We start from the raw sequence: 24,280 nt of genomic DNA, 5'->3' as shown, positions 1-24,280 counted from the left end.
ATCCTTCTTTTGCTATTGTGCATGGCAGATACCAGCGGGAAAACGCTTTGTTCTCCTCTCGACTGACATGGCGGATTAGGCGTAGAAGGAATCGATGACGAAGAAGAAGACTGAAATCGCAGAAGCGACGGCCACGCTGGAGCGGCTTTGCCGGGAAAAAGGGCTGCGCATGACCGGCCCGCGGCGGATCATCGCGCAGGTTCTCGCCTCGTCCGACGATCATCCCGATGTCGTCGAACTTCATCGCCGGGCGACCGCCGTCGATCCCGGCATTGCGATTGCAACGGTCTACAGAACGGTCAAGCTGCTTGAGGAAAACCGCATCGTCGAGCGCCATGCCTTCGGCGATGGGCGCGGCCGCTTCGAGACGGTCGATCAGGTCCATCACGATCATCTGATCGATGTGGATACCGGCAAGGTGGTGGAGTTCCATTCGGAAGAGATCGAGAAGCTTCAGGAAGAAATCGCCCGCCTGCATGGCTACACCATCGTTAGTCACCGGCTGGAGATTTTCGTCAAGAAGCTCGACAAGGACGGTTCCGCGCGCGATCCGGAGTAAGCGGCCGTTCCGGAGCAGGAACCGGATCTCAGCGACCCGGTTCCGTTATCCTGTCTCAATGCATCCTGGCTTGCGTGCCACCGGCCTCGATCCGTGCCGCCGTGCGGGTTGCATGGACGAAGGCGGCGATGAAGGCGGCCGTCATCAGGAGGACGATGGTGGGCGCCGGGGCGCTGTCGATGAAGAAGCTCAGATAGACGCCGAAGAAGGACGCGGCGACGGCGATAGTCACCGCCAGCATCAGCATCGTGCTGAACTTTTTGGTCAGCAGGAAGGCGATGGCGCCCGGCGCGATCAGCATGGCGATGGCGAGGATGATGCCGACCGCCTTGAGCGCGCCCACGATCGTCAGTGAGATCAGGCAGAGCAGGCCATAGTGCAACAGCTTGACCGGCAGGCCGACAGCTTTCGCCTGTGCCGGATCGAAGGCGTGCAGCAGCAAATCCCGCCATTTGACCGCGATGATACCCGTCGTGATCGTCGCGATGACGGCCGTTTCGGCGATATCGCGCCAGCCGACACCGAGCATGTCGCCAAACAGGATATGATCGAGATGCACGTCGGACTGGATTTTGACGTAAAGCACCAGCCCCAGTCCGAACATCCCGGAAAAGACGACGCCCATCACCGTGTCCTGTTTGATACGGCTGTTGTCCTTGAGGAAACCCGTGGCAACGGCGCAGAACATGCCGGCTGCGAAGGCACCGACCGCGAACGGAAAGCCGACGATATAGGCAATGACCACGCCCGGAAAGACCGCATGGCTGATGGCATCGCCCATCAGCGACCAGCCCTTCAGTACCAGAAAACAGGACAGCAGCGCGGTTGGAACCGCCACCAGAACCGCGATGACGAGTGCATTCACCATGAACCCGAACTGAAACGGGGAAAGCAGTGTTTCGATGACGCTCACAGGCCTGCCTCCAGTGCTTGGGTTGCCCGGCGGCGGGCAGCCAGCATTCCATGCTTAGGGGCGAGGAAGAAAGCCAGGAGGAAAATCAGCGTTTGCAGAACGACGATGATGCCGCCGGTCGCGCCGTCGAGAAAATAGCTGGCATAGGCGCCGGTAAAGCTGGTCAGCGCCCCAATGGCGACGGCAATGACGAGAAGCCGTGGAAAACGATCGGTCAGCAGATAAGCGGTCGCGCCCGGCGTGACGACCATGCAGATGACGAGGAACGCGCCAACGGTCTGGAGGGCGGCGACCGTCGAGGCGGACAAAAGCGTGAAGAACATGATCTTCAGCGCCGCCGGGTTGAGGCCGATCGAACGCGCGTGGTTTTCATCGAAGAAGACCACCATCAGGTCCTTCCATTTCACCAGAAGAATGGCCAGCGAAACGAAGCCGATGATGGCGAGCTGCAGCGTATCCTGCGGCGTGATGGCGAGGATATTGCCAAGCACGATGGTCTGGATATTCACCGAGGTCGGCGACAGCGAAACCATGAACAGGCCGAGACCGAAGAAGGAGGAGAAGATCAGGCCGATGATCGCATCTTCCTTCAGCTTGGTCCGCTGGTTGAGAAACAGCATGGCGGCGGCGGCAAGGCCGCCGGAGAAGAAGGCGCCGATGGAAAACGGCAGGCCGAGCATATAGGCGCCGGCAACCCCGGGCACGATCGCATGCGAAAGCGCATCGCCGATCAGCGACCAGCCCTTGAGCATCAGATAGCAGGACAGGAAGGCGCAGACGCCGCCGACCAGCGCCGATACCCACATGGCGTTGACCATGTAGTCATAGGTAAAGGGTTCGAACAGCAACGCCATCAGGTCCGGCCTCCGGCGCCTTTTGCCGGATCGCGGGCATCCTGCTCGTCGTCATAGAGCACGAGCGGCCTTTCGTCGTCGGAGATGAAACCGACCGGATGCGGCTTTCCTCCGTCAGCGCCGTTCAGAACGAAATGCCGCAGCACGCCGCCGAACGTCCTTTCGAGATTGGCCTGCGTGAAGGTTTCCACCGTCGTGCCATAAGCCAGCACGGTGCGATTGAGCAGAACGGTGCGATCGCAGAATTCCGGTACGCTGCCGAGATTGTGGGTGGAGACCAGCATCACCCTCCCCTCATCCCGCAACGCGCGCAGCAGCGTGATGATGGCGTCCTCCGTCTTGACGTCAACGCCGGTGAAAGGCTCATCGAGCAGGATCACACGCCCGTCCTGCGCAAGTGCGCGCGCAAGGAAGACGCGCTTCTTCTGGCCGCCGGAAAGTTCGCCGATCTGGCGTTTGCGAAAGTCACTCATGCCGACCCGGGCAAGCGCTGATGACACCGCGTCATGGTCCACGCTTCTGGCGCGTCGCATCATGCCCATATAGCCGTAGCGGCCCATCATCACGACGTCCTCGACCAGAACCGGAAAGTTCCAGTCGACATCCTCGCTCTGCGGAACATAGGCAACGAGGTTCTTCTTGAGCGCTGCCTCAACCGTCTGGCCGAGCACGGAAATGGATCCCTTCGACGTGCGCACAAAGCCCATGATCGCCTTGAACAGCGTCGATTTGCCGGAACCGTTCATGCCGACCAGCGCCGTGATCGTCCCGGTCGGAATGTGGAAGGTGGCATCATGCAAAGCCGTATGGCCGTTGCGGTAGGTCACCGTCGCATCCCGGACGGAAATGCCTGAGCCCCCCTCCGGTGAAGGGGAGCCTGCAAAGGAGTGGACCTGCGCGTTCATTCGGCAAGACCGTTGGCAATGGTGTCGGAGGTCACGCGCAGCAGGTCGATATAGGTCGGGACAGGGCCATCCGGCTCGCTGAGGGAATCGACATAGAGCACGCCGCCATATTTGGCGCCCGTCTCCCGCGCAACCTGTTCTGCCGGATTGGCCGAGATCGTGCTTTCACTGAAAACGACCGAGATCTTGTTGGCGCGAACCGCATCGATGACCTTGCGGACCTGCTGCGGCGTTCCCTGCTGGTCCGCATTGATCGGCCACAAATAGAGTTCCTTCAGCCCGAAATCGTGGGCCAGGTAGCTGAACGCGCCCTCGCTCGATACCAGCCAGCGCTTGTCTTGCGGAATGGCGGCAAGCTTGGCCTTGATCGGATCGACGGCATCCTTGATTTTTTGCTTATACGCGGTGGCGTTTGCCGTGTAGATCTCGGCATTCTTCGGGTCGTATTTCACGAAGGCATCGCGGATGTTGTCGACATAGATTTCCGCCGCGCTTGGCGACATCCAGGCATGCGGGTTGGGCTTGCCCTGATAGGGGCCTTCGGCAATCCCCATCGGCTCGATGCCGTCCGAGACCACGACGCCCGGAACATCCTCGACGTTCTGGAAGAATTTTTCGAACCAGAGCTCCAGGTTCAGACCGTTCCACAGGATCAGCTGCGCGCCCTGCGCGCGGCGGATATCACCCGGCGTCGGCGCATAATTATGGATCTCCGCGCCCGGCCTGGTGATCGATTCGACGATCGCAGCGTCGCCTGCAACGTTCTGGGCGATATCGGCGATGACGGTAAATGTGGTAACGGCCTTGAATTTTTCCTCGGCTGCCGCCTGCGTTGCCGTTACGGCAAGCGCGATTGCGGCCCCCATCATTCCGGCCAGCACCGACCGCCTCACCCTATCGAGCATCCGCATCTCCTTATTGCGACTAAGTTTCAACTGCAACAATAAGCGATGCCGTTTTTATTGCAAGTAAGAATTAGTCGCAATAACGATTTTTAACGGCCGAACTGCGGCGCGGCTTACGCCGGCGTCAGAGCCTGCGGGCAGGCAATACTTCAGATGACGGCGCAGACGGTCTTTGTTTCCAGATAGTTTTCCAGCCCCTGCGCACCGTTCTCGTAGCCCCAGCCGGACTGTTTGTGGCCACCCTTGGGCAGTTCCGGAGAGAAATAGGAGTGGCAGTTGATCCAGACGGTCCCCGACCGGATGCGCCCCGCCAGCCGGTGGGCGGAACTCAGATCGGCCGTCCAGACGCTGGCGGCAAGGCCGTAAGGCGAATCGTTGGCATAGACGATGGCTTCATCGACATCGTCGAAAGGGGTTACGGCCACGACAGGACCGAAGATTTCCTCACGCATCATCCGCATGTCGGCGCGAGCGCCGGTCACCACCGTCGGCTGAAAGAACGTACCCTCCTGGCCGCCACCCGCAACGACGGTCGCACCGTCGTTGTGCCCTTCCGCGACATAGCCGGCGACCCTGTCCGCCTGTTTGCGGTTGACCAGCGGTCCGAGATCCACTTCCGGATCGAGGCCATGGCCAAGGCGCAGTTTTGATGCTTCCTTCGCCAACCCCTCGACCAGCCGGTCATGCACTGAGCGATGCGCATAGACGCGCGATCCGGCCACGCAGACCTGACCCGCATTGGCAAAGATACCGCGTGCGATGCCCGGGATGGCGAGATCGAAATCCGCGTCGGGCAGAACGATGGCGGGCGACTTGCCGCCGAGTTCCAGCGTCAGCTTCTTCAGATTGCCTTGTGCCGCACCAAGGATCATCTTGCCGACTTCGGTCGAGCCGGTGAAGGCGACCTTGTCGACGTCCGGATGCGCCGTCAGCGCCGCGCCCACGGTTTCGCCGAAGCCCGTGACGATATTGACGACGCCTGCGGGCAGGCCCGCGTCCAGCATCAGCTCACCCAGGCGCAGCGCCGTCAACGATGTCTCTTCCGCCGGCTTGAGCACCACCGTGCAGCCAGCGGCAAGCGCCGGGGCCAGCTTCATCGCCGCCATCAGCAGCGGTGAATTCCAGGGCGTGATGGCGGCAACGACGCCGATCGGTTCGCGGGTGGTATAGGCGAACATCTTCTTGCCCGGCGGCTGATAGCCGATCGAGGTCGGAATGGTCGAGCCGAGGATCTTGGTGGCGAACCCGGCGAAATAGCGGAACTGCTCGGCGGCGGCCGGAATTTCACCGAAGCGGCCGGTCTTCAGGGATTTTCCCTGATCGAGCGTTTCGAGTTCTGCCAGTTCGTCCGCATGCGCATCGATCAGATCGGCGATGCGCCACAGCAGCCTGCCACGTGCGGACGGGGTCATGCCGCGCCAGGGATCGCTTTCGAAGGCGGCACGTGCCGAAGCCACGGCGCTGTTTGCATCCTCCGCGGTCCCCTTGGCAAGCTCGGCCAGACGGCGGCCGGTTGCCGGATCGTGCGTTTCGAAAACGGAACCGTCGGAGGCATCGACCCAGACGCCGCCGATCAGATGCTGCTTGCGGGACCGGGCGAGAAAGGCCCTGGCCGCTTCGTTGGTCGGCTCGCTGTTGCGGATGATGACGGTCATTGTGTTTCTCCGGCGAGTGCGGCAACGGCGGCAAGCGCGCCGCGAATGATGGAATGATAGCCGGTGCAGCGGCAGAGATTGCCTTCCAGGGCGGCGCGGATATCGGCTTCGCCCGCATCCGGCTTTTCCCGCAGCAGAGCCGTCAGCACGATGGTGAACCCCGGCGCGCAATAGCCGCACTGGAATGCGTTTTCCGCGGCAAGCGCCTGACGGATGACCGTCGCTTCGGAAAGACGATCGAGCCCTTCCGGCGTGATGATATCCGCCCCTTGCAACTGCCAGGGCATCAGCAGGCAGGCATTGACCGGTGCGCCGTTCATCAGGACGCTACAGGCGCCGCAGCGGCCGATACCGCATCCCTTCTTTGCTGCCATATACCCAAGATCATCCCGTAACAGGTCAATCAGGCGCGCATCGCCGGGCGCATCGAGCTGGATGGTTTCACCGTTGAGACGGAACGTGACGTGTTCGCCGGTCATGCTTGGTTTTCCATGGCATCGAGCAGCATCTGCGGATCGAACGGCGTGCGGCCCGGCCAGATGCCGATGGCATTGGCAACCGCATTGGCGATGGCCGGGGTGATGGCGCCGATGCCGAGTTCGCCGACGCCGCGCGGTCCGAAGGGATCGTCCACATCCAGCGTTTCCAGCGCATGCACCCGCAGCGTCTCCGGCGCGTCGGCGATGCCCGGCAGCATGTAGCTGTCGAGATTGGTTGTCACGAAATGACCGTTCTCCATGATCGCATCCTCGCTCAGCGTAAAGCCGAGACCTTGCAAGCCGCCGCCCTCGATCTGGCCGAGATAGGCGGCGACATCCAGCACCGGTCCTGCCGCCGTATGCTGCACGAGATCGAGAACACGCACCTGCCCGGTGATGCGGCTGACGGCCACCCGCGCCAGCGTGGCGCCGAAGGCAAACAGGAAGCGGGCGTTGCCGCTGGTATAGTCCGTCTTCGGAAAATCGAAGCGCGTCGAGACAGCGGGCAAAGCGCCGGGACCGAGCGCATCGGCAAGCTGCCGGAAGCTCAGGAGGGGCATGCCGCTGTTCGATCCACACTCGCCGATGCCGCCGGCCATGAGGACAAGCTGCCGGACCGGCCGCCCAAGCACGCCGGCGGCGGCGGCCAGGATATGCGCCGAGAATTCAGGCGCTGCCAGCGCGGCCGCTTTCCAGACGACGTAAGCACCGCGCGAGGCGGTGGTCGAGCCGGATTCCGGTGTCTCTGCGGTATCGCCCGTCACCGCGCGGATGTCAGCGCGGGCGCAGCCGAGCGCGCTCGAGACAGCGGCCTGAACGGAGGTCAGCAGCCCCTGCCCCATCTCGTCCAATCCATACAGCGCCTCAATCATGCCGTCCGGCGCCAGCCGCAATCCACCGCCCCCCGGATCGGGCGGCAGGGTACCAAGGCCATTGCCCTGATAGTTCAGTGCCATACCGATGCCGAGAACCTCGCTGCCATCGAGCGACAGGCCAGCGGGCTTTTGCCAGAGCGGGTCGGCCTGCGCGGCAGTGAGCATTTCAGCCAGCCGTTCGGAGGGCGCGACCTTCTGGCCAAGCGTTCCCGCCATGCCCGGCTGCCGCAGATTGCGGCGGCGCATATCGAGGGGATCGAGACCGCAGGCTGCCGCCAGCCTGTCCATCTGGCATTCGACGGCAAAGGTCATCTGATTGGCGCCGAAGCCGCGAAAGGCACCGCAGACCCCGTTGTTGGTATAGGCAAGCCTGCCGCTGCTGGCGACATGCGGAACGACATAGGGGCCGCAGGCATGTTCCAGCGCCGTTTCGAGCACCGCTGCGCCGAGAGAGACATAAGCTCCGGCGTCGCCGATTACCTCCACGTCCTGAGCGAGCAGCATACCTTCGCTATCGCAAGCCGTGCGCATGCGGATCGTCATCGGGTTGCGCTTCGTGCCCGCCATCACCGATTCCGCCCGGTCGAGCTGCAGGCGAACCCGGCGGCCGGTCTTCAAGGCCAGAAGCGCCAGGGCAGGTTGTACGGTCAGTTCGTCCTTGCCGCCGAAGGCCCCGCCGGTGGGGCTGGTGACAACGCGGATTTTCTCTTCCGGCATCGCCAGGATTCGCGACAGTTGCAGCCGGTCGCGGCTGCCGTGCTGGCCGCCCGCGCAGACGGTCAATATCCCGTCTTCGCCGACGAAGGCATGGCCACCTTCGGTTTCCATGAAGCCGTGCATCTGCCTCGGTGTCTCATAGGTAGCCTCGACCACATGGGCGGCGCGGGCAAAGCCGGTCTCGATGTCGCCCTTCGAAAAGCTCAGGGCACATTGCAGATTGCCGCCATTATGGACCGCCTGCGCATCCGGCAGGAGGGCCGCGTGCGGATCGGTCACCACCGGCAGTGGCGCATAGTCGACCCGGATCAGGGCAAGCGCTCTTTCGGCCGTGCGCGCATCGACGGCGGCGACAGCGGCCACTGCGTCGCCGGCATAACGGACGGTGTCGAAGCAGAAGGCCGGCTGGTCCTGGATGACGATACCGAAGGCATTGTCTCCGGGGACGTCAAGGTGCGTCACGACAGCAGCGACACCGGGCAGCGCTTCCGCGGCGCTGGTATCGATCGAGACAATACGCGCATGCGGGATGCCGGCGCGCAGGATACGTCCGACCAGCATGTCCGGCGTTCGATGGTCGGTGAGATAGGTAAATGTACCGGCGACCTTGGCGGGACCATCCGGACGGACATGCCAGCGATCGCCATGCGCGGCTTTCGACAACAGTGTTTCTGCTCCTAGATTGCTGGACGCCTGCACGATGCCCATGGCGCTTGCCTGGGTGTCACCCGTCAGTGTGCCGCTGAGACCGTGAACGAGAGCATTGGCAGCAGCATGGCGCCGATAGGCGGCGGAGCGGAACGCGTCGTCAGGCGCGACGATGTCTGAAAGGAGAGCGGTGTGGACCCCGGCCCAATCGATTTCCGCAAGGTTGAGGCCCGCAAGTATCCGCTCCGCCTGCAGCAATCGCGCCGGCACGACACTACCGCCGCCGACGGCCAGCCGGGCGGCGCGGATTGTGTCACCATCGAGATCAAGCACGGCCGAAATGCCAATGATGCTCGGCGTGAACGCGGCGCGCAGACCGATCTTGCGCTGTGTCCAGCGGCAACCGGGCTTTGGGCGGGGAACGATGATGGTCTCGATGACGGTGGGGCCGCTCTGGTCCTCCGCAAGCCATGCGGTCAACGACACCGTCCGTCGCCCCTCAAGCGTTGCGATCTCGAGCGACGCATCCAGCGCCAGAAGGGACGGCAAAAGACAGCCGCTTCGCCCGGCAATATTGCCGCCGATGGTCGCCAGATTGCGCACGGCGGGGCCTGCGACGGTTTTCGCGGCGGTGGTCAATAGCGGCAGGGCAATAGCCAGTGCAGCATCCATCGTCAGACGGGCGAGCAGCACGAGCGCGCCGATGCGGACCCGATCGGGACTGATATTGATCGCCGACAGCCCGGCGATCCGTGTCAGATCGATCAGCCGCTCCGGCTTCGGCTGGCCTTTGGCCCATTCGAGCTGAAGCGCCGTCGCGCCGGCCACAAGGCGGGACGACGGGTTCGCAGCAAACGACAGCGCTTCGTCTGCCGAAGCCGCGCGCACCACCGTGAACCCGCCTGCGGCCATGATCATGCAGCTCCTGCCGTGGTGCCGAAACGCAGGCCTTTTTCCTTCAGCCAGCGGCGATAGGCGATGGAGGAACTGTCGGCACGCGTCGGGATTTCCTGGCGGGGTTCCAATGGCAGCAGCAGCGGCCGCTGGTTTTCGACGATGATGCGGTCCTGCAGGAAGATGACCTGCTCGAAATTGAGCAGTGCGGTCTGCGTCGAGGCATCATCGACCAGATACATCACCGGCTGGGCCCGGCAGAGCCCCTCTTCCAACGGCTGGATGAAGAGCGCGATGGCGTCCAGCCGGTTGGGCGAGGTCGGACAGACCCGGTAGAGCATCACCACGAATGGATTGGGCACGCGGTAGGTCAGCTGCACGAAAGCACCTTCGGATTCGGTGGCAGCGATGCGCGGTTGGAAGAAAGTGCAGTTGGTGGCCCAGACCTCATCGACGTCACGGCGGATCTCGCTGAGATAACCCGGTACTTCCGTATGCGGTTCGGAGCCGAGAATATCCGCATGGACGAAGGGGAAATGCGCCATGTCGAGGAAGTTTTCCACGACACGCAGACCCGAGGCGCGCATCTTCACCCAGCCGCACGGCACGAAACGGCGATCGTCCTCGCCCGCTTCCATGATGTCGAAGATCTCGCGGCGGGGCGTTCCGAGCGTCGTCCAGACGCAGCCGTAGCGCTCGCGCACCGGCAACTGCGGGCCGAACGAGCCGCCGTCAAGCACCTCGCGGACGACCGGCGCACCGCTTTCGTCGCGGTAAAGCTCGATCTCCTGTCCGAGCAGGCGCGTGCGCACCGGCCGGACGGTGAGGTCCGCGCCCGTTTCCACGGCGTACCACTCGTCAAGCGCTGCCCTGTCGATCGTCTTGCCCATCCGCTCAGGCTCCCTTCGCGTTCATTGGGTCTTTTGGGTCCATTGGACCGTTCCGCCGGTGTTTTCTGCCAGAAAGGCGGCGCGGCGGGCAAAATGCCCCGGCGCGAGCATGTGGATTTCACGGATGATATCCTGCATATCCGCCGTTTTCAGCACGCCGTCTTCAACCAGGATCTGTCCGTCCACCATGGTCAGCGACACGTCGCCGCCACGCACGGCATGAACGAGATTGTGCTGCAGGTTGAAATAGGGCCCCTCTCCGAAGAGCGGTGTCATGCGCGGCGTGTCGGTTCGCACGGCAATGATATCGGCCCGCTTGCCCACTTCGATGGAGCCGATTTCATCATCGAGCCCGATCGCCTTTGCGCCGGTGATCGTCGCCATTCGCAGCACCTGCCAGCTGTCCATGGCGGCGGCATCCAGATCCTTGAGCTTGCCGAGCAGCGAGGCGACCTTCATTTCCTCGAACATGTCGAAATTGTTGTTTTCCTTCTCACCATCCGTGCCGATGCCGACGGGAACGCCCGCCGCCAGCATGTCGCCGACCAGTGCGATGCCGCTGGCGAGCTTCATGTTGCTGACGGGATTGTGCGCCACGGATACGCGGTGGCCGGCGATGAGCGCGATTTCGGCGGCATCGAGCCAGACGCCGTGGGCGATCATGGTTCGCGGTGCTTCGAAGAAACCGAGATCCTCCAGCACGAACATCGGCCGCTTGCCGTAGCGCGTCTGGAATTCGGCAAGCTCGATCTCGGCTTCGCTGCAATGGGTGTGGAAGCCGGTGCCGTGCCTCTTGGCGATCTCGATGGCACGTCTCTGGCCCGCCTCGTCGGCGTAGAAGAGATGTTCGAGACCCACCCAGACATTGACGCGGCCGCCGGCCTTGCGATGCCATGTCTCGATCAGTTCCTCGTTCATGTCGAGCGTATCGAAATAGTTGTATTCAGGATGCTCGCCGACATAGGGCACGGCAACCAGCCGGTTGCCGATCGCCTCGGCCGCCTTGGCGCTGCCGTTCATGAAACGCCACATGTCGACCACGGTCGTGGTGCCGCCGAGCACCGATTCCGCATAACACAGCCAGGAGGCGGCTTCGGCTTCATGCCGCTGCAGGACGCGATGCATGGGATTGATATGCAGCGTCAGCCAGTCCCAGACCGGCAGATGCTCCGCCGTGCCGCGCAGGAAGCCGGAATGGGCGTGGGCGTTGACGAGGCCCGGCATCAGCACGCTGTTGGCCACGCGCTTGACCGGTACGCCGGCATGCGCGGCCTGCAACGCCGAAAGCGTGCCGACGGCTGCGATGCGGCCATCCTCGATCAGCACCGCGCCATCCGGAACGACGCTGTTTGCGGCATCCATGGTGAGCAGATAATCGCCTGCCAAAATCATGTTTTCCGTCGTCATGGCCGCAGCCTCCCTTTCGGCTTGTTCAAGTGAGCCATGCAAATCTCAGGCCGCTTGCAGGATGAAGTCCGCCGCGCGCTCGCCGATCATGGTGACGGGCGCATGGGTATTGCAGCTGGGAATGATCGGGATGACCGAGGCATCGGCGATCGTCAGGCCATCCAGCCCGCGCACCGCCAGGCGGCTGTCGACGACGGACATAGCATCTTCGCCCATCTTCGCGGTGCCGCAGGTGTGAAAGAAGGTCGAGCAGGACATGCGGATGAAATCGACGATTTCCGTCCGGCCCGGGTGCTTGGCCGGCGCTGCGAAGCCATCAAACCAGTCGGCATAGGCCTGCGTTCTGGCAAGGCTCAGGGTGAAATCGACCGCCTCGACCAGATCATCCATGTCGCCTTGCTCGGCCAGGAAATTCGGCTGTATGTCGAGTAGCGACCGTGGATCCGTACCCAGCAGCCGCAGAAAACCGCGGCTGCGCGAGCGCATGAGCCCGGTACCGATCGCAAAGACATCGCCGCTCAGATCGTGGTTTGCAGCCACATCCGGAGTGGCGCTGCGGTTCAACACAGGGAAGGCGTGGATGTTGGGCTGGGCAAGGCTTGCCTGCGTCTTCCAGTTGACCATCGACCCGCCGCCATTGTCGCGCGGCGGACCGACGGGCTTGCGGGCGCGGAAATTGATGGCGCGGACCAGCGGATGATCCTGCAGGTTCTGGCCGACGCCGGGCAGCGCCGCCAGCACGGGAAGCCCCAGCCGCTTCAATTCGGCGGGATCGCCGATGCCGGAGAGCATCAGCAGGCGGGGCGTGTCGATGGCGCCCAGTGCCAGAACGATGCCGGCGCCGGCACGGGTTTCCGTGAGCACATTGCCAACCATATGCCGGACGGAAACGCAGCGCCGCCCATCGAAACCAAGGGAAACGGCAAGCGACCCGGTCAGGACATGCAGGTTCTCACGATCGAGCACAGGCCAGAGATAGCCCTGCGCCGAACTCCAGCGCTTGCCCCGTGATATGTTGAAATTGGAAAGCGCGGCACCCTCGTTGCCGGGACCGTTGGGGTCGTCGATGACCGGGACACCCAGTTCGTGCGCACCGTCGATCAGGGCCGTGGCGAGCGGATGCGGACCAGGGCTGCGCTCAATCCGAAGCGGACCGCCGGTGCCGCGAAACGCCGTTTCACCGTCTTGCCAGTCCTCGCAGCGTTTGAAATAGGGCAGAACGCCGGCAAAGCCCCAACCCCTGGCACCCGCCGCCTCCCAGGCGTCATAATCGGCCGGATGGCCGCGATACCACATCATCCCATTGATGGCTGACGAGCCGCCCAGCACGCGGCCGCGCGGAATGCCGATCGTGCGGCCGTCGATACGATCCGTCGGCGCATAGTCGTAGCCCCAGTCATAGACGCTGCGACCGAGCGGCACCCATTGGGTGGGGTCGTCGATCTCGGGGATGCCGATGCCATCCGGCCCCGCCTCGATCAGAAGCACATCCGCCCCGGCATCCACCAGACGGCGAGCAACCGCCGCGCCGCCCGACCCCGAGCCGATGACGATATGGTCATAGCTTGGCTTCAAGGGACGTTTCTGGATGAAGGGATGCGTCATCAATTATGCTCGCTCGGCCCCATGATGACGATGCCTTCGGTGGCTTCGACATGACGCACGAAAATGTACTTGTCCTCCCGGCCGTCGCTGTGCTTGCGCTTGATGTCCGGCTGGACCGTTCCCGCGACCTTGGCGACAACCACGTAAGGCACATTGGCGGCAAGGCCCGCCGCGCAGTGGGCATCGAATTCCTCGAGCGTGCGGGCGGTAAAGGCATTGTCGATGCCCGCGCCACGGGCGATGGCGGCAATATCCACACGGCCGGAGGCAGTATGGGTCGGCGGGCCACCGATCGACTGGTAGCATTCGTTGTCCCAGACGACAACGAACAGGTTTTTCGGCTGCTCGTTGCCAAGCGTGGCGAGGATGCCGAGATTGAACATCATGCCACCATCGGTATCCAGCGAGACGATGCGCCGGTGCGGCAGGCCGGCGGCCAGCCCGAACGCCTGCGGCGTAACGCAGCCGAGCTGTTGCTGAAACAGGCTGGCGGCGCGCATATGGGGTGCTGCGTTGTACCATTCATCGACGCTGGCGCCGAGCGACAGGATCACCAGTTCGTCCTTGAGGCGGGCGGACAGAGCCTTCATGCAATCGAAGCGTTTCATCGCACCACCTCGCCGCCGAGTGCCACGGCCGAATGATAATAGGAGGCATAGGACCATGCGTAGGCATCCGTGATGGCGCGCTCGATCTTGTCTTCCTCGCGCACGACGGAATAGGGAATGCGCAACGCATTCAGCACCGGCTCCATGGTGATGCCGTGCGGGATGGCCCACCAGTTGTTTTCGCCGAGTTCGCCGCGATAACTCATCAGCATGACGACCGGAATGCCGGCGCCAAGCCCCATGCGGGCGAGCGGTTCGACCGAAGCACGCAGGCCGGAGTTTTCCATCACCAGCGCCGCCTTCTTGCCGGACAGGAAAACGCCGCCGCAGATGGCAGCCCCCTCGCCCTCGTTGGTCACCCTTATGGTGCGGATATCCGGATCGGCATCGAGCGCCGGATAGAGTTCCTTGAAAAGCGAATCCGGCAGGTAGCAGACAACACTGACCCCCGCCTTCTTCAAACCGCGGATCACCGCGTCCACTGCGCTCTGCTTCATGAATTTTCCTCTTTGAAGCCGGACCTTCGCAGGTGGGACCTGTTTCAAATAGTGGTTATTTCTTGACGCAAATGATGCACAAAACGCAACATGTCAGCGCTGCAGTCCATCGATCGCCTGCGCCAGCAGGGTTCCAAACGCGGTCGCCGCATCGGAGATCTCCTTTGCCGAGCGCGACAGCAGCATCAGGCGGCGCGGATTGATCTTCGGATCGCGAAGAGGCACGAACATCAGGGCACCCTCGGCCATTTCCTGCTCGATGCCGACCCGCGTCTGCAGCACCGTGCCGAGGCCGCGTTTGGCCATGTCGACCATCAGGCCGATCGAGTTGGTGCGCGAGCGGCGGTTGAGCTCGACCAGCGAGCGGCTGAAGGCTTCCTCCACCGAATTGCCGAGCATGAGGCTCGCATCCGACATGATCACCCGTTCGCCGGCGAGATCAAACAGCCTCAGCTCCTTCCTGCCGGCAAAACGGCTGCCGGGCAGCGCAAGCACACCCAACGGCAAGGTGACCGAGGCGATACGGCGGACGTTGCGCGGGATGCGCACATCGAAGGTCAGCGCCAGATCGCAATCGCCCTCCGCCACCGCATCGCAGACTTGCTGCGAGCCCATGACTTTCACATCGACGGTGATCTCGGGGTGTTTCGCCCAGAAATCCGAAAGCGCCTTCGGCATCAGGCCGCGCGCAACACTTTCGATCACCGCGACCGACACCGTGCCGCGGTGCAGGCCATGCAGATCGTTGATCTCCGACCAGGCACGGTTCAGCTCGGCGGTCGAGACGCGGGCGTGATAGAGCATCAGCTCGCCGGCGCTGGTCAGTTTCAGGCGCTGCCGGATACGTTCGAACAGCGGTGTGCCAAGCTCATCCTCCAGCTGCTTGATGACGCGGCTGATCGAGGAAGGCGCCGCATTCAGCGCCAGCGCCGCCTGCCGGATCGAGCCAAGACGCGCGACCAACTGGAAATAGTGGATGCGGGTTGCGACAAGGCCGAGCCGGTAAGGGTCCATGGATCAAGCCACCTCGAACAATGGCACGATCTCCATTTCGGGCACCAGCACCAGCCCCTTGTCGGTGATGCGGATTTCCGGGATGACCGAGAGCGGGATCAGGTTGAAGCCCATATAGGGGATCGAGCAACCGGCCTTCTCCCATTCGACCTTCAGCGCCCGCACCTGTTCGGCGACTTCCGTGACGCGCTTGTCGGAGAGTAGGCCGGCAATCGGCAACGGCACCATGGCGGTGACCTTGCCATCCCTGACGACGCAGGCGCCGCCTTGCGTTTCCTCCAGCGCCCGCAACGCCACATGCATATCGGCCTCGTTGGTGCCGGCGATGATGATGTTGTGGCTGTCATGGCCAACGGAGGACGCAACCGCTCCCTGCTTGAGGTTGAAACTGGTCAAAAGGCCATGGGCGACATTGCCCGCAGATTTGGCGTGGCGCTCGACGACGGTGACGAAGCACAGGCCATGGCGCTCGAAATGCGTCTGCCAGTCATTGGCCGGTTCCAGCGTCACGGTGACATGGCCGAGCGTGATGCCCGGCAGTTCCGTCTTGATGGTGTGGGCGATGACCTTTTCTGTCGGCAGGTCCGGCGTCAGCTTGATCGTCTTCGGCAGCTTGACCGTATGATAGGCGGCCTGCGGATATTGGTAGCGCGTCGACAGGGCCTGATCGAGCAGCGGAGTGATCTTGCCGCCATCGACGACGAGTTCGCCGCCATACCATGTGCTGACCGGTTTGAAGGCATCATCGAGAAGAACGAGATCGGCCCGGCGTCCACCGCCCAGACCGCCAATATCGCCTTCCATGCCGAAACGGGTGGCGCCGTGCAGCGAGCCCATGGCCCAGGCCTGTTCCGGTCTCATGCCCGCCTTCATCGCCTCGCGGGTCACCCAGTCGAGGCCGAACATCATCAGGTCGTCGGCGTCGCGGTCGTCGGTACAAACAGCGACGCGCTTGTGCGAGGAGCCGAGTTCGGTGATCGTCTTGATCGCATCCGGCAGGCTGTGCCATGGCGTCGACGGCGGGCCGCCGCGCAGGAACAGCCAGATACCGGCCTCCAGCATGTCGTCGGCAATCTCGCGATCGATGGCTTCATGGGTGTCGGTGACGCCGGAGGCCGCGTAGGCCGATACAAACTCGCGGCCATAGACATGGCCTGAGACCGGGCGTCCGCGCTCCAGCGCTGCGGCAAGGATCGCATGGCTGCGTTCGTCGCCCATGGCCACCTGGACGAAATCCATCTTTTCGCCGAGTGCTACGGCTTCGGGCCATTTGTCGAACAGCGCTGCAATCTTGGCCGCAGTCAGATCACCGCCGGCCGTTTCGAGTTGTGGCGAGGTTGCCGGCACCGTGCTCGGCACGGTCAGGAAGATCGACAGCGGCGCCATGCGGGCATCTTCCAGCATCGCCTCGACGCCGGCCACGTCCATGACATTGCCGATTTCGTGACTGTCGCAGAAGATCGTCGTCGTGCCGTTGAGGAGAGCCGCCTCGGCATAGGCGCAGGCCGTCACCATCGAGGACTCGATGTGGATGTGCGGATCGACCAGGCCGGGCGCGATGATGCCGCCCCTGGCCTCGTAGCGCTTCGCCGATCCCTTGTGGGTTCCGGCCGGTTTCACCGCTGCGATACGCCCGTCCGACAGCCAGATCTCCCGGTCCGGCAGGATGCGCTCGGAATAGGTGGAAAGCACCCGGGCACCCCCGATCACCAGATCCGGTTCGCTCCGTCCGGAGGCGACATCGGCAAGCCGCCGCGTCATCGTCGACAATGGTTTTACGGAGAAACGGGTCAACGCACGCATCGGATCACTCCCTTATCCTGTTCTGTCTCTGCTTCAATGGTAGTCCGGAATGCCCGGCATGGTCATGAAGCCCTTGATCGTCCGGAATTTTCGCGCCCAGCGCCGAAGTGCCGGATATTCGTCGTGATCGATGCCGAAGTCTCTGGAAAGAGCGAAGGCCGGAAACAGGGCGATATCGGCGATCGTCGCGTCACTTCCGACAAACCAGTCCGCGCCTTCAAACCCGCGCCCCGTCATGTGATCGTCCATGATCCGCAAAGCCCTGGCGGACGCCGCACGCAAGGCCGTCTCGTCGCCCGGCGCATCAAACAGCGAATGCTGGCGGGCAGTGATCGTCGCATCGAGATCGCGGGCGGAGAAATTCAGCCACTGCATGACCAGCGCAAAAGCGGCACCGGATTCAGGCAGCCACTTTCCGGTGGCATCGTGCGTTTTGGCGAGATGAGCGAGGATTGCTTCGGTGCCGGAAAGAACGAGATGATTGTCCTTGAGGATCGGCAGCCGGCCGGCGGGGTTCATCGCCAGGAATGCGGGTGTCGTCTGTTCCCTGCCCGGAAAGACATCGACAGCGATCGTCTCCCATGTCAGCCCGAGCATCGAAAGACCAAGGCGGACCTTATAGCAGCTATCATCCAGCTCGTAATTGTACAGCATCAGGGCCGTCATCACAGCGCCTCCGCAACAGCGTGTGCAGAGGCAGCGAAAGTTTTCTTCGGCGGGTTTTCGATGCGGTAGCGCAGGTCGAGCGCCCAGGAGAGGAAATGGGCCTGCCCGCCGCCTTCATAGATTTCCGGCAGGCCGGAAATCACCACATGAAGGGCCGTCCGCTTATCCGTAATGGTCTGGATGCCGACCAGCAGCCGGTCCTGCCCGGCAGAGACCGAATAGAGCGACGGCGCAACGGCAGAGACCGTGGTTTCGGCATCGCGCCCGGCCGAGAAGGGAGCAAGCGTCATATTCTCGAGCGCAGCGATGGCAGTGTCCGCGGAACAGTCGACATAGAGGCTTTGAACGGGAACCGTTCCTGTCTCGTCGGCCGGTACCGTCAAAGGCCCGGCATCCGCCGCCAGCGTCGTCCAGATCATGCCGGCCCGCTCCTGCGTCAGATAAACAGGCACCTTGATCGTCTTCGGAACCTCAAGGTCGGGATGGGCGGGAATGTACTGGCATTGGCCGCCGGTATCGTACTGCCAGCCGTGATAGAGGCAGGCGATGTGATCGCCGCGCACGAAGCCGAAGCTCAGACGCATGCCCCTGTGCGGACAGCGGTCCTCCCAGACATGGGCGACGCCGCTATTGTCGCGCCAGACCACCAGATCCTCGCCGGACAGCCGTGTTCCCGCCGATGTGGCGGTTTCGATCGAATGGGACAGGCTGACCGGTTGCCACATGTTTCCCGTACTCATTTTCAACTCCTGTTTCGCCGCCCACCGACCCGTCAGGCGGCGGTGCGAACCACATCCAAGACAAGACAGTCATAAGGGCCAAGGCTGCAGGCCATTTCGAAGGCATCGACCAGATCGGCCGCCCCTTCCACGGTAACACTCAGTGCCGCATCGTCTGCGCTGGTGATCTCGAGCGTGATGTCCAGGCGGCGGGCGCGATGACCGGCAAATTCGATAAAGGCATCGGGGTTCAGATGTCCTTTGAAGACGAGGCGGGCCTTTTCATTCATGCGCGCAGCCCCAAACGATCATCACCCTGCTGGCGAGGCCAGACGGCACTGTGACACATCCGTTCAAACTGCGGGAACTGCCTCAAAACTTCACTTCCGGACCAAAAAACTTCCAAAATGCACAATATTTACTCATGCACTCTATTTGTGCAAAATTGCCATTGCGGGTTTTACGCCCAGAAAAAACGCGCCGTCAAGTGTTGCGTTTTGCGCACCGCAATCATCGGGAAATACGCTCTATTGCGAACACCGGGCTTCTGAAACTGTTTCCGCGCTGGCCGGATCAGGGGTCAGAAGCGGCACTTTGCGCCACAGCCGTCAAGACGCACTGCCAATGCCCGCGCCACGCCGCCTCCATAGGCCGGCATCCTGGCCTGCGCCTGACAGCCGCGTCCTGCATGGCCGGATGGCAACGAGCACCGCCTCCTCCCCGACCATCCGGCTTGGCACATTTGTTGCGTTGCCAGTTCACAGTATCGAAAGCGGCATTGGCGGCAGACCGGATCATCCGGCTGCCGGAGAGAGCCGTCAACAATCAAAAGGGGAATACATGATCGACCTGCGTACACTTTCCCGCCGAGGCTTCCTGAACATGAGCGCCGTGGGCGCCGCAGCCCTTGCCATGCCCGGCGGGCTCCTGCGCCCGTCGACCGCCCTGGCGGCCACGCTTCCGGCCGTTGCCGAAGAAGACGCCGTCATCGGCTTTGGCCATGTCGGCCCGATCACCGACGAAGGCTGGACCTGGAGCCACCATCAGGGCCTGCTCGCCGTCAAGGAGGCCTTTCCGAAGCTGAAAAAGGTCATCGAAGTCGAGAACGTTCCCTATTCCGCCGACGCGACGCGCACCTACCGCCAGTTCGTCTCGGAAGGTGCCAACATGATCTTCGACACGTCCTCGACCGGCGACTTCCTGCACGACGTGGTCAAGCGCGCGCCGGATGTGGCCTTCATGGAGTGCAACGGCCACCAGACGATGGACAATCTGGGCTGGTACTATCTGGCCCATTGGTATCCGACCTACGTGCTGGGCGTTGCCGCCGGCCACCTGTCAAAGACCGGCAAGCTCGGCTATGTCGCGTCCTTCCCGGTCGCCTCGGTGTATACCTCCACCAACGCCTTCCTGATGGGTGCGCGGACCGTCAACCCGAACGCGACGCTACAGACGATCGTGATCAACTCCTGGTTCGATCCGCAGGCCGCAACCCAGGCCGGCACGGCGCTGATCGACAACGGCTGCGACTTCCTCTTCGGCATCATGGACGAGGCAGGTTACCTGCAGGTGGCTGAAAAGCGGGGCGTCTGGGCCGCCATGTGGAACACCGATATCCGCCGCTACGGTCCGAATTCCTATGTCTCGTCGATCATCATCGACTTCAAGGATTTCTACGTCGATCAGGTCAAGAAGCGGCTGGCTGGCGAATGGACACCGACCGAGAACCTGTTTGGCATGGGCAAGGGCGTCGATCGCGATGCCTGGGGCGAAAAGGTCCCGGCGGATGTCGCCAAGGCGGCCGATGCGGTGCGCGACAAGATCCTCGGTGGCTGGTCGCCTTTCGTCGGCGAACTGAAGGACACGACCGGCACCGTGCGTCTCGCCAAGGACCAGAAGATGACGGAACTGGAGCTCTACAATTGGGATTGGTCGGTCGAGGGTGTCAGTGGCCTGACGAGCTAGGCCGCCGCGACGCCGCATGACAACTTGAACCAGGGGGCGGCGTCCATCGCCGCCCTTCCCTCCCGCGACACCTACCAGGCCCGGCATTCGGGCACGTCTCATGCAGCCGGACCTTTTCGATGAATGACATTTTGCAGAGCCTTCCGCCGGGAACGCCACCGCTTGTTCAACTGAAAGGCATTGCCAAATACTTTCCCGGCGTCATTGCCAACCAGGATGTCGATCTCGACGTCAGGCCCGGCGAAATCCATGCGCTGCTGGGCGAAAACGGCGCCGGCAAGTCGACGCTGATGAACATCCTCACCGGCATCTACCAGCCCAATGCCGGCGAGATCATCATCGACGGCTATGCCAAGGAATTTGCCTCGCCGCTCGATGCGATCGCCGCCGGCATCGGCATGGTGCATCAACATTTCAAGCTGGTACAGGCGTTCACGGTGGCCGAAAATATCCATCTTGGCTGGGACAAGACGCCCAGGCGCGCTTCCGCCCAGAAGCTTAAGGCCCGCACCGCCGAACTCGCCGCGAAATTCAATTTGCAGGTCCGTCCCGACGCCCGTATCAGCGAGCTCTCGACCGGCGAGCAGCAGCGTGTCGAAATCCTGCGGGTGCTGGCCCGTGAGGCGCGCGTCCTCATCCTCGACGAGCCGACCGCCGTGCTGACGCCCGCCGAAGCGCGCGAACTGTTCAAGGCGCTGCGCGAATTCCGCAACCGCGGCAATGCCGTGATCTTCATCAGCCACAAGCTCGACGAGGTACTGGAAATCTCCGACCGCATCACCATTCTGCGCGGCGGCCGCAAGATCGCCACCGAGCAGGCGGCCGATTGCAATCCGCGCTCGCTCGCCAAGCAGATGGTCGGCCGCGACATCGTGCTGGCCGACATGCGCCAGCGCCCCGCAGGTGCAGCGCCGATTTCCGTAGAACCGGTCTTGCGGCTCGACGCCGTTTCGGCGCTCGGGGAAACCGGACTTTCCGCCCTGCACGGCGTGACGCTCGACGTCTTTGCCGGCGAGATCGTCGGCATCGCCGGGGTTGCCGGCAATGGCCAGCGGGAACTGAGCCAGGTGCTGACGGGTATCCGCGCGCCCTCCTCCGGCCAGATCCTTGTCGACGGCAAGCCGGTGACCCGCGCCAATGCCGCCGATTTCGTCGAGATGGGTATCGGCCACATTCCGGAAGACCGGCTGCACAGCGGCCTGGCGCCGGCACTCAGCGTCACCATCAACGCCGTCATGCGCGAATACAAGAAGCCGCCCGTCACCACCGCCGGCCTCTACCGCCCGGGGGCAGCGACCACGCTCGCGAAGGATATCGCAGAGATTGCCGACGTCGCCGTGCCGGATTTCGCCATGCCGATCCGCAACCTGTCGGGCGGCAACCAGCAGCGCCTCGTTGCTCGCCGTGAAATGCGCATCGCCAGCAAGGTCTTGATCGCCGCCTATCCGAGCCGCGGTCTCGATGTCGGCGCGATCAACACCATGCTGAAATACATCGTCGAACTGCGCGACGCCGGCGCCGGCATCGTGCTGATCTCGGAGGAACTGGAGGAACTGCTCAATCTCTCCGACAGGATTGCCGTGCTTTATGAAGGGAAGATCATGGGTGTGATTGACAATGACAAGGTCGATATCGACGAGATCGGCCTGTTGATGGGCGGCCGCCAGCAGACCAAAGAGGTCGCCTGATGCTGTCCAGCCTGCGTCTTCAGCGCCTTCCTTCCGCCCATCCCGGCATTGCGCTTGCCGCCCGTGTCGCAGCGATCGTGATCGCCCTGCTTCTTGCCTCCATCGTCCTTGAAATTTCAGGCGCGGCACCACTGGAGCTCGGCGCGCAGGTGATCAGCGCCACCTTCGGCTCCACCTACGGCATCGAGGATCTTTGTCTCCTGCTGATCCCGCTTCTCTTGACCGGCCTCGCAGTGGCCGTCGGCCAGCAGATCGGTGCCTGGAATATCGGCGCTGAAGGCCAGTTTTATGCGGGAGCCTTTTCGGCGACCGCCATCGGCCTGTTCGTGCCCGGCCCGCCGGTCGTCATCCTGCCCTTGATGTTCATCGCCGGTGCTGCCGGGGGCATGATCTGGATCCTGGTGCCGACGCTTGCCCGCGCCTATGCCGGCGTCAACGAACTGATCACCACGCTGCTGCTCAACTTCGTTGCGGCCTTGCTGGTCTATTATGTCTCAACCGGCCCATGGCGCGACCGCGTCGGGATGTCCAATTCCTCGACCCCGCGTCTGTCTGCCGAAATTCCGGAATTCTGGGGATTGGTCCATTGGGGCCTGCCGCTCGGCGTGCTGATGGCGGTCGGCTTTGCGCTGGTACTCTCCTATTCGAAATGGGGCTATGAAGTCCGTCTGTCCGGCTCCAATCCATCGGCGGCAAAGTACGCCGGCATTCCGGTGCGCCGCCATATCATCACCGTCATGCTGCTTTCCGGCATGGTCGCCGGCATTGCCGGCATGTTCGAGGTCGCCGGCACCGTGCACCGGCTGCAAGGCGGCATTTCCAACAATTTCGGCTATCTCGGCATCATGGTCGCTGTGCTCGCGCGCAACTCCTGCATCGGCGTGATCTTTTCGGCAGCCCTGATGGCACTGATCCTCAATGCCGGCATCATCCTGCAGACGCAGGGGCTGACCACCTCGGCGGTGCTGGCGATCACCGGCCTCATCCTGTTCCTCACCGCGATCGGCGACGAGCTGGCGCATTACCGCATCACGCGCATCAAGATCTGAGGAGAGAAAAAACATGGACCTCCTGACCGGACTGTTCTCGACCGCTTTTCTCGCCGGTGGGGTTCTGGCACTGGCAGCCCTTGGCGAGGTGCTGGCCGAGCGCGTCGGCGTCGTCAATCTGGGCGCGGAAGGGCTGATGGCGATGGGGGCGATCACCGCAATCGCCACCGTGACAGCGACACCCAATCCCATGCTCGGCTTCATTGCGGCGCTCGCCGTCGGCACCCTGTTCGGCGTGGTGTTTGCCACCGCCACCGTCTGGCTGCGCGCCAACCAGGTGCTTTGCGGGCTCGCCTTGACGTTGATGGGGACAGGGCTTGCCTCGACCATCGGCCGCTCCTATTCCGGCATGCCGGCGCGTGCCGTCTTCGCGCCCATAGAGATCCCGTTTTTGAGCCAGCTTCCCATTCTCGGCAAGGCGCTGTTTTCGCAAAACATCCTCGTCTATCTCATCTACATCATCCTGCCGCTGGCACTCCATTACCTGCTGTTCAAGACGCGTCACGGCCTCAACCTGCGCGCAGTCGGCGAAAACCCGGCAGCGGCGGATGCGGCCGGCATTCCGGTTAACGCGATCCGCTTTGCCTATGTCACGGCGGGCTCGGCGCTCGCCGCCGGCGCCGGTGCTTATCTCACCCTCGCCTTCGTGCCCTCCTGGTCTGACGGTGTGGTCGCCGGCCGCGGCTGGATCGCGGTGGCGCTGGTGATTTTCGCCGGATACCGGCCGATTCCAGCGGTGCTCTCCGGCCTGCTCTTCGGCCTCATCACCGCGCTCGGCTTCGTTGGCCAGGCGCGCGGATGGCCGGTGGCACCCGCCGTTCTCTCGATGCTGCCTTATCTTGGCACCATCGCGCTGATTATCGTGCCGGTTCTCGCCTGGCAGCGCATGCGCCGTGTCATGGCGGCACCCGCCGCCCTTGGCGAACCCTATTTCCGCGACGTCCGCTAAACGTCCGTATCGGAGG

General features: G+C 63.0%; 23 protein-coding genes. 6 read left to right on the top strand and 17 right to left on the bottom strand.

The window, feature by feature from the left end; translation table 11 throughout:
* Positions 1-94 precede the first annotated feature (94 nt).
* Positions 95-559 (top strand): Fur family transcriptional regulator, encoded by a 465-nt coding sequence (locus tag ADU59_RS14800; protein WP_068954872.1) that lies wholly within the window; start codon positions 95-97, stop codon positions 557-559.
* 55 nt (positions 560-614) lie between these two features.
* Here the strand turns inward: ADU59_RS14800 and ADU59_RS14795 are convergent, their stop codons facing one another.
* From ADU59_RS14795 to ADU59_RS14715, 17 genes are all read right to left on the bottom strand, one after another.
* The gene (locus ADU59_RS14795; protein ID WP_068954871.1) at positions 615-1,472 is read right to left on the bottom strand and encodes a metal ABC transporter permease; all 858 of its coding nucleotides are present in this window, start codon (positions 1,470-1,472) and stop codon (positions 615-617) included.
* Complete coding sequence (locus ADU59_RS14790) at positions 1,469-2,326, bottom strand: metal ABC transporter permease (protein ID WP_139093175.1); 858 nt, start codon at positions 2,324-2,326, stop codon at positions 1,469-1,471. The genes ADU59_RS14795 and ADU59_RS14790 overlap by 4 nt, the downstream gene beginning before the upstream one ends.
* Complete coding sequence (locus ADU59_RS14785; protein ID WP_068954869.1) at positions 2,326-3,231, bottom strand: manganese/iron ABC transporter ATP-binding protein; 906 nt, start codon at positions 3,229-3,231, stop codon at positions 2,326-2,328. The genes ADU59_RS14790 and ADU59_RS14785 overlap by 1 nt, the downstream gene beginning before the upstream one ends.
* Positions 3,228-4,136 carry a metal ABC transporter substrate-binding protein gene (locus ADU59_RS14780; RefSeq protein ID WP_068954868.1) on the bottom strand — a complete coding sequence of 303 codons (909 nt, stop codon included), beginning with the start codon at positions 4,134-4,136 and terminating at the stop codon, positions 3,228-3,230. Before ADU59_RS14780 ends, ADU59_RS14785 begins: the two co-directional genes overlap by 4 nt.
* Before the next feature lie 149 nt (positions 4,137-4,285).
* Entirely contained in the window at positions 4,286-5,791 is a 1,506-nt protein-coding gene (locus ADU59_RS14775; RefSeq protein ID WP_068954867.1) for an aldehyde dehydrogenase family protein, read from the bottom strand.
* Entirely contained in the window at positions 5,788-6,270 is a 483-nt protein-coding gene (locus ADU59_RS14770) for a (2Fe-2S)-binding protein (RefSeq protein WP_068954866.1), read from the bottom strand. Before ADU59_RS14770 ends, ADU59_RS14775 begins: the two co-directional genes overlap by 4 nt.
* Positions 6,267-9,422 (bottom strand): molybdopterin cofactor-binding domain-containing protein, encoded by a 3,156-nt coding sequence (locus ADU59_RS14765; protein ID WP_068954932.1) that lies wholly within the window; start codon positions 9,420-9,422, stop codon positions 6,267-6,269. The genes ADU59_RS14770 and ADU59_RS14765 overlap by 4 nt, the downstream gene beginning before the upstream one ends.
* A 2-nt stretch (positions 9,423-9,424) precedes the next feature.
* The gene (locus ADU59_RS14760) at positions 9,425-10,294 is read right to left on the bottom strand and encodes an aromatic ring-hydroxylating oxygenase subunit alpha (protein WP_068954865.1); all 870 of its coding nucleotides are present in this window, start codon (positions 10,292-10,294) and stop codon (positions 9,425-9,427) included.
* Between the two features lie 21 nt (positions 10,295-10,315).
* Complete coding sequence (locus tag ADU59_RS14755; protein WP_068954864.1) at positions 10,316-11,701, bottom strand: amidohydrolase family protein; 1,386 nt, start codon at positions 11,699-11,701, stop codon at positions 10,316-10,318.
* A gap of 45 nt (positions 11,702-11,746) precedes the next feature.
* Positions 11,747-13,306 carry a GMC family oxidoreductase gene (locus tag ADU59_RS14750; protein ID WP_068954863.1) on the bottom strand — a complete coding sequence of 520 codons (1,560 nt, stop codon included), beginning with the start codon at positions 13,304-13,306 and terminating at the stop codon, positions 11,747-11,749.
* Complete coding sequence (locus ADU59_RS14745; RefSeq protein WP_068954862.1) at positions 13,306-13,914, bottom strand: thiamine pyrophosphate-dependent enzyme; 609 nt, start codon at positions 13,912-13,914, stop codon at positions 13,306-13,308. Before ADU59_RS14745 ends, ADU59_RS14750 begins: the two co-directional genes overlap by 1 nt.
* Complete coding sequence (locus ADU59_RS14740; RefSeq protein ID WP_068954861.1) at positions 13,911-14,411, bottom strand: thiamine pyrophosphate-binding protein; 501 nt, start codon at positions 14,409-14,411, stop codon at positions 13,911-13,913. Before ADU59_RS14740 ends, ADU59_RS14745 begins: the two co-directional genes overlap by 4 nt.
* A 93-nt stretch (positions 14,412-14,504) precedes the next feature.
* Positions 14,505-15,425 carry a LysR family transcriptional regulator gene (locus tag ADU59_RS14735; protein ID WP_068954860.1) on the bottom strand — a complete coding sequence of 307 codons (921 nt, stop codon included), beginning with the start codon at positions 15,423-15,425 and terminating at the stop codon, positions 14,505-14,507.
* A gap of 3 nt (positions 15,426-15,428) precedes the next feature.
* Entirely contained in the window at positions 15,429-17,228 is a 1,800-nt protein-coding gene (locus ADU59_RS14730; protein ID WP_068954859.1) for an adenine deaminase, read from the bottom strand.
* A 33-nt stretch (positions 17,229-17,261) separates the two neighbouring features.
* Entirely contained in the window at positions 17,262-17,894 is a 633-nt protein-coding gene (locus ADU59_RS14725) for a glutathione S-transferase family protein (RefSeq protein WP_068954858.1), read from the bottom strand.
* Positions 17,894-18,634, bottom strand: coding sequence for a Rieske (2Fe-2S) protein (locus ADU59_RS14720; protein ID WP_083198276.1), 741 nt, complete (start codon positions 18,632-18,634; stop codon positions 17,894-17,896). Before ADU59_RS14720 ends, ADU59_RS14725 begins: the two co-directional genes overlap by 1 nt.
* A 32-nt stretch (positions 18,635-18,666) precedes the next feature.
* Positions 18,667-18,903 (bottom strand): hypothetical protein, encoded by a 237-nt coding sequence (locus tag ADU59_RS14715; protein ID WP_068954856.1) that lies wholly within the window; start codon positions 18,901-18,903, stop codon positions 18,667-18,669.
* A gap of 50 nt (positions 18,904-18,953) precedes the next feature.
* Between ADU59_RS14715 and ADU59_RS30260 the strand changes: the two genes are divergently transcribed.
* The 5 genes from ADU59_RS30260 (at position 18,954) to ADU59_RS14695 (ending at position 24,264) form a co-directional block, all read left to right on the top strand.
* Complete coding sequence (locus ADU59_RS30260) at positions 18,954-19,457, top strand: hypothetical protein (RefSeq protein ID WP_139093174.1); 504 nt, start codon at positions 18,954-18,956, stop codon at positions 19,455-19,457.
* Positions 19,454-20,578: a BMP family ABC transporter substrate-binding protein gene (locus ADU59_RS14710; protein ID WP_068954855.1), complete on the top strand. Its 1,125-nt coding sequence runs from the start codon at positions 19,454-19,456 to the stop codon at positions 20,576-20,578. Before ADU59_RS30260 ends, ADU59_RS14710 begins: the two co-directional genes overlap by 4 nt.
* A gap of 119 nt (positions 20,579-20,697) precedes the next feature.
* The gene (locus ADU59_RS14705) at positions 20,698-22,266 is read left to right on the top strand and encodes an ABC transporter ATP-binding protein (RefSeq protein WP_068954854.1); all 1,569 of its coding nucleotides are present in this window, start codon (positions 20,698-20,700) and stop codon (positions 22,264-22,266) included.
* On the top strand, positions 22,266-23,315 hold the full coding sequence (locus tag ADU59_RS14700; protein ID WP_193427082.1) for an ABC transporter permease: 1,050 nt from the start codon (positions 22,266-22,268) through the stop codon (positions 23,313-23,315). Before ADU59_RS14705 ends, ADU59_RS14700 begins: the two co-directional genes overlap by 1 nt.
* A gap of 13 nt (positions 23,316-23,328) precedes the next feature.
* On the top strand, positions 23,329-24,264 hold the full coding sequence (locus ADU59_RS14695; protein WP_068954853.1) for an ABC transporter permease: 936 nt from the start codon (positions 23,329-23,331) through the stop codon (positions 24,262-24,264).
* The last annotated feature ends 16 nt before the right edge of the window (positions 24,265-24,280 follow it).

Origin of the sequence: Pararhizobium polonicum (genome assembly GCF_001687365.1) — a bacterium.
Lineage (GTDB): Bacteria > Pseudomonadota > Alphaproteobacteria > Rhizobiales > Rhizobiaceae > Pararhizobium > Pararhizobium polonicum.
Note: the sequence above shows the minus strand (reverse complement) of the source record. Positions and strands in the feature narration are given on the sequence as shown.

Excerpts from the sequence above, each read along its gene's own strand:
- ADU59_RS14800 (WP_068954872.1), top strand. The coding sequence starts at position 95 with ATGACGAAGAAGAAGACTGAAATCGCAGAAGCGACGGCCACGCTGGAG.
- ADU59_RS14790 (WP_139093175.1), bottom strand. The coding sequence starts at position 2,326 with ATGGCGTTGCTGTTCGAACCCTTTACCTATGACTACATGGTCAACGCC.
- ADU59_RS14785 (WP_068954869.1), bottom strand. The coding sequence starts at position 3,231 with ATGAACGCGCAGGTCCACTCCTTTGCAGGCTCCCCTTCACCGGAGGGG.
- ADU59_RS14780 (WP_068954868.1), bottom strand. The coding sequence starts at position 4,136 with ATGCTCGATAGGGTGAGGCGGTCGGTGCTGGCCGGAATGATGGGGGCC.
- ADU59_RS14775 (WP_068954867.1), bottom strand. The coding sequence starts at position 5,791 with ATGACCGTCATCATCCGCAACAGCGAGCCGACCAACGAAGCGGCCAGG.
- ADU59_RS14770 (WP_068954866.1), bottom strand. The coding sequence starts at position 6,270 with ATGACCGGCGAACACGTCACGTTCCGTCTCAACGGTGAAACCATCCAG.
- ADU59_RS14765 (WP_068954932.1), bottom strand. The coding sequence starts at position 9,422 with ATGGCCGCAGGCGGGTTCACGGTGGTGCGCGCGGCTTCGGCAGACGAA.
- ADU59_RS14760 (WP_068954865.1), bottom strand. The coding sequence starts at position 10,294 with ATGGGCAAGACGATCGACAGGGCAGCGCTTGACGAGTGGTACGCCGTG.
- ADU59_RS14755 (WP_068954864.1), bottom strand. The coding sequence starts at position 11,701 with ATGACGACGGAAAACATGATTTTGGCAGGCGATTATCTGCTCACCATG.
- ADU59_RS14750 (WP_068954863.1), bottom strand. The coding sequence starts at position 13,306 with ATGACGCATCCCTTCATCCAGAAACGTCCCTTGAAGCCAAGCTATGAC.
- ADU59_RS14745 (WP_068954862.1), bottom strand. The coding sequence starts at position 13,914 with ATGAAACGCTTCGATTGCATGAAGGCTCTGTCCGCCCGCCTCAAGGAC.
- ADU59_RS14740 (WP_068954861.1), bottom strand. The coding sequence starts at position 14,411 with ATGAAGCAGAGCGCAGTGGACGCGGTGATCCGCGGTTTGAAGAAGGCG.
- ADU59_RS14735 (WP_068954860.1), bottom strand. The coding sequence starts at position 15,425 with ATGGACCCTTACCGGCTCGGCCTTGTCGCAACCCGCATCCACTATTTC.
- ADU59_RS14730 (WP_068954859.1), bottom strand. The coding sequence starts at position 17,228 with ATGCGTGCGTTGACCCGTTTCTCCGTAAAACCATTGTCGACGATGACG.
- ADU59_RS14725 (WP_068954858.1), bottom strand. The coding sequence starts at position 17,894 with ATGACGGCCCTGATGCTGTACAATTACGAGCTGGATGATAGCTGCTAT.
- ADU59_RS14720 (WP_083198276.1), bottom strand. The coding sequence starts at position 18,634 with ATGAGTACGGGAAACATGTGGCAACCGGTCAGCCTGTCCCATTCGATC.
- ADU59_RS14715 (WP_068954856.1), bottom strand. The coding sequence starts at position 18,903 with ATGAATGAAAAGGCCCGCCTCGTCTTCAAAGGACATCTGAACCCCGAT.
- ADU59_RS14710 (WP_068954855.1), top strand. The coding sequence starts at position 19,454 with ATGATCGACCTGCGTACACTTTCCCGCCGAGGCTTCCTGAACATGAGC.
- ADU59_RS14705 (WP_068954854.1), top strand. The coding sequence starts at position 20,698 with ATGAATGACATTTTGCAGAGCCTTCCGCCGGGAACGCCACCGCTTGTT.
- ADU59_RS14700 (WP_193427082.1), top strand. The coding sequence starts at position 22,266 with ATGCTGTCCAGCCTGCGTCTTCAGCGCCTTCCTTCCGCCCATCCCGGC.
- ADU59_RS14695 (WP_068954853.1), top strand. The coding sequence starts at position 23,329 with ATGGACCTCCTGACCGGACTGTTCTCGACCGCTTTTCTCGCCGGTGGG.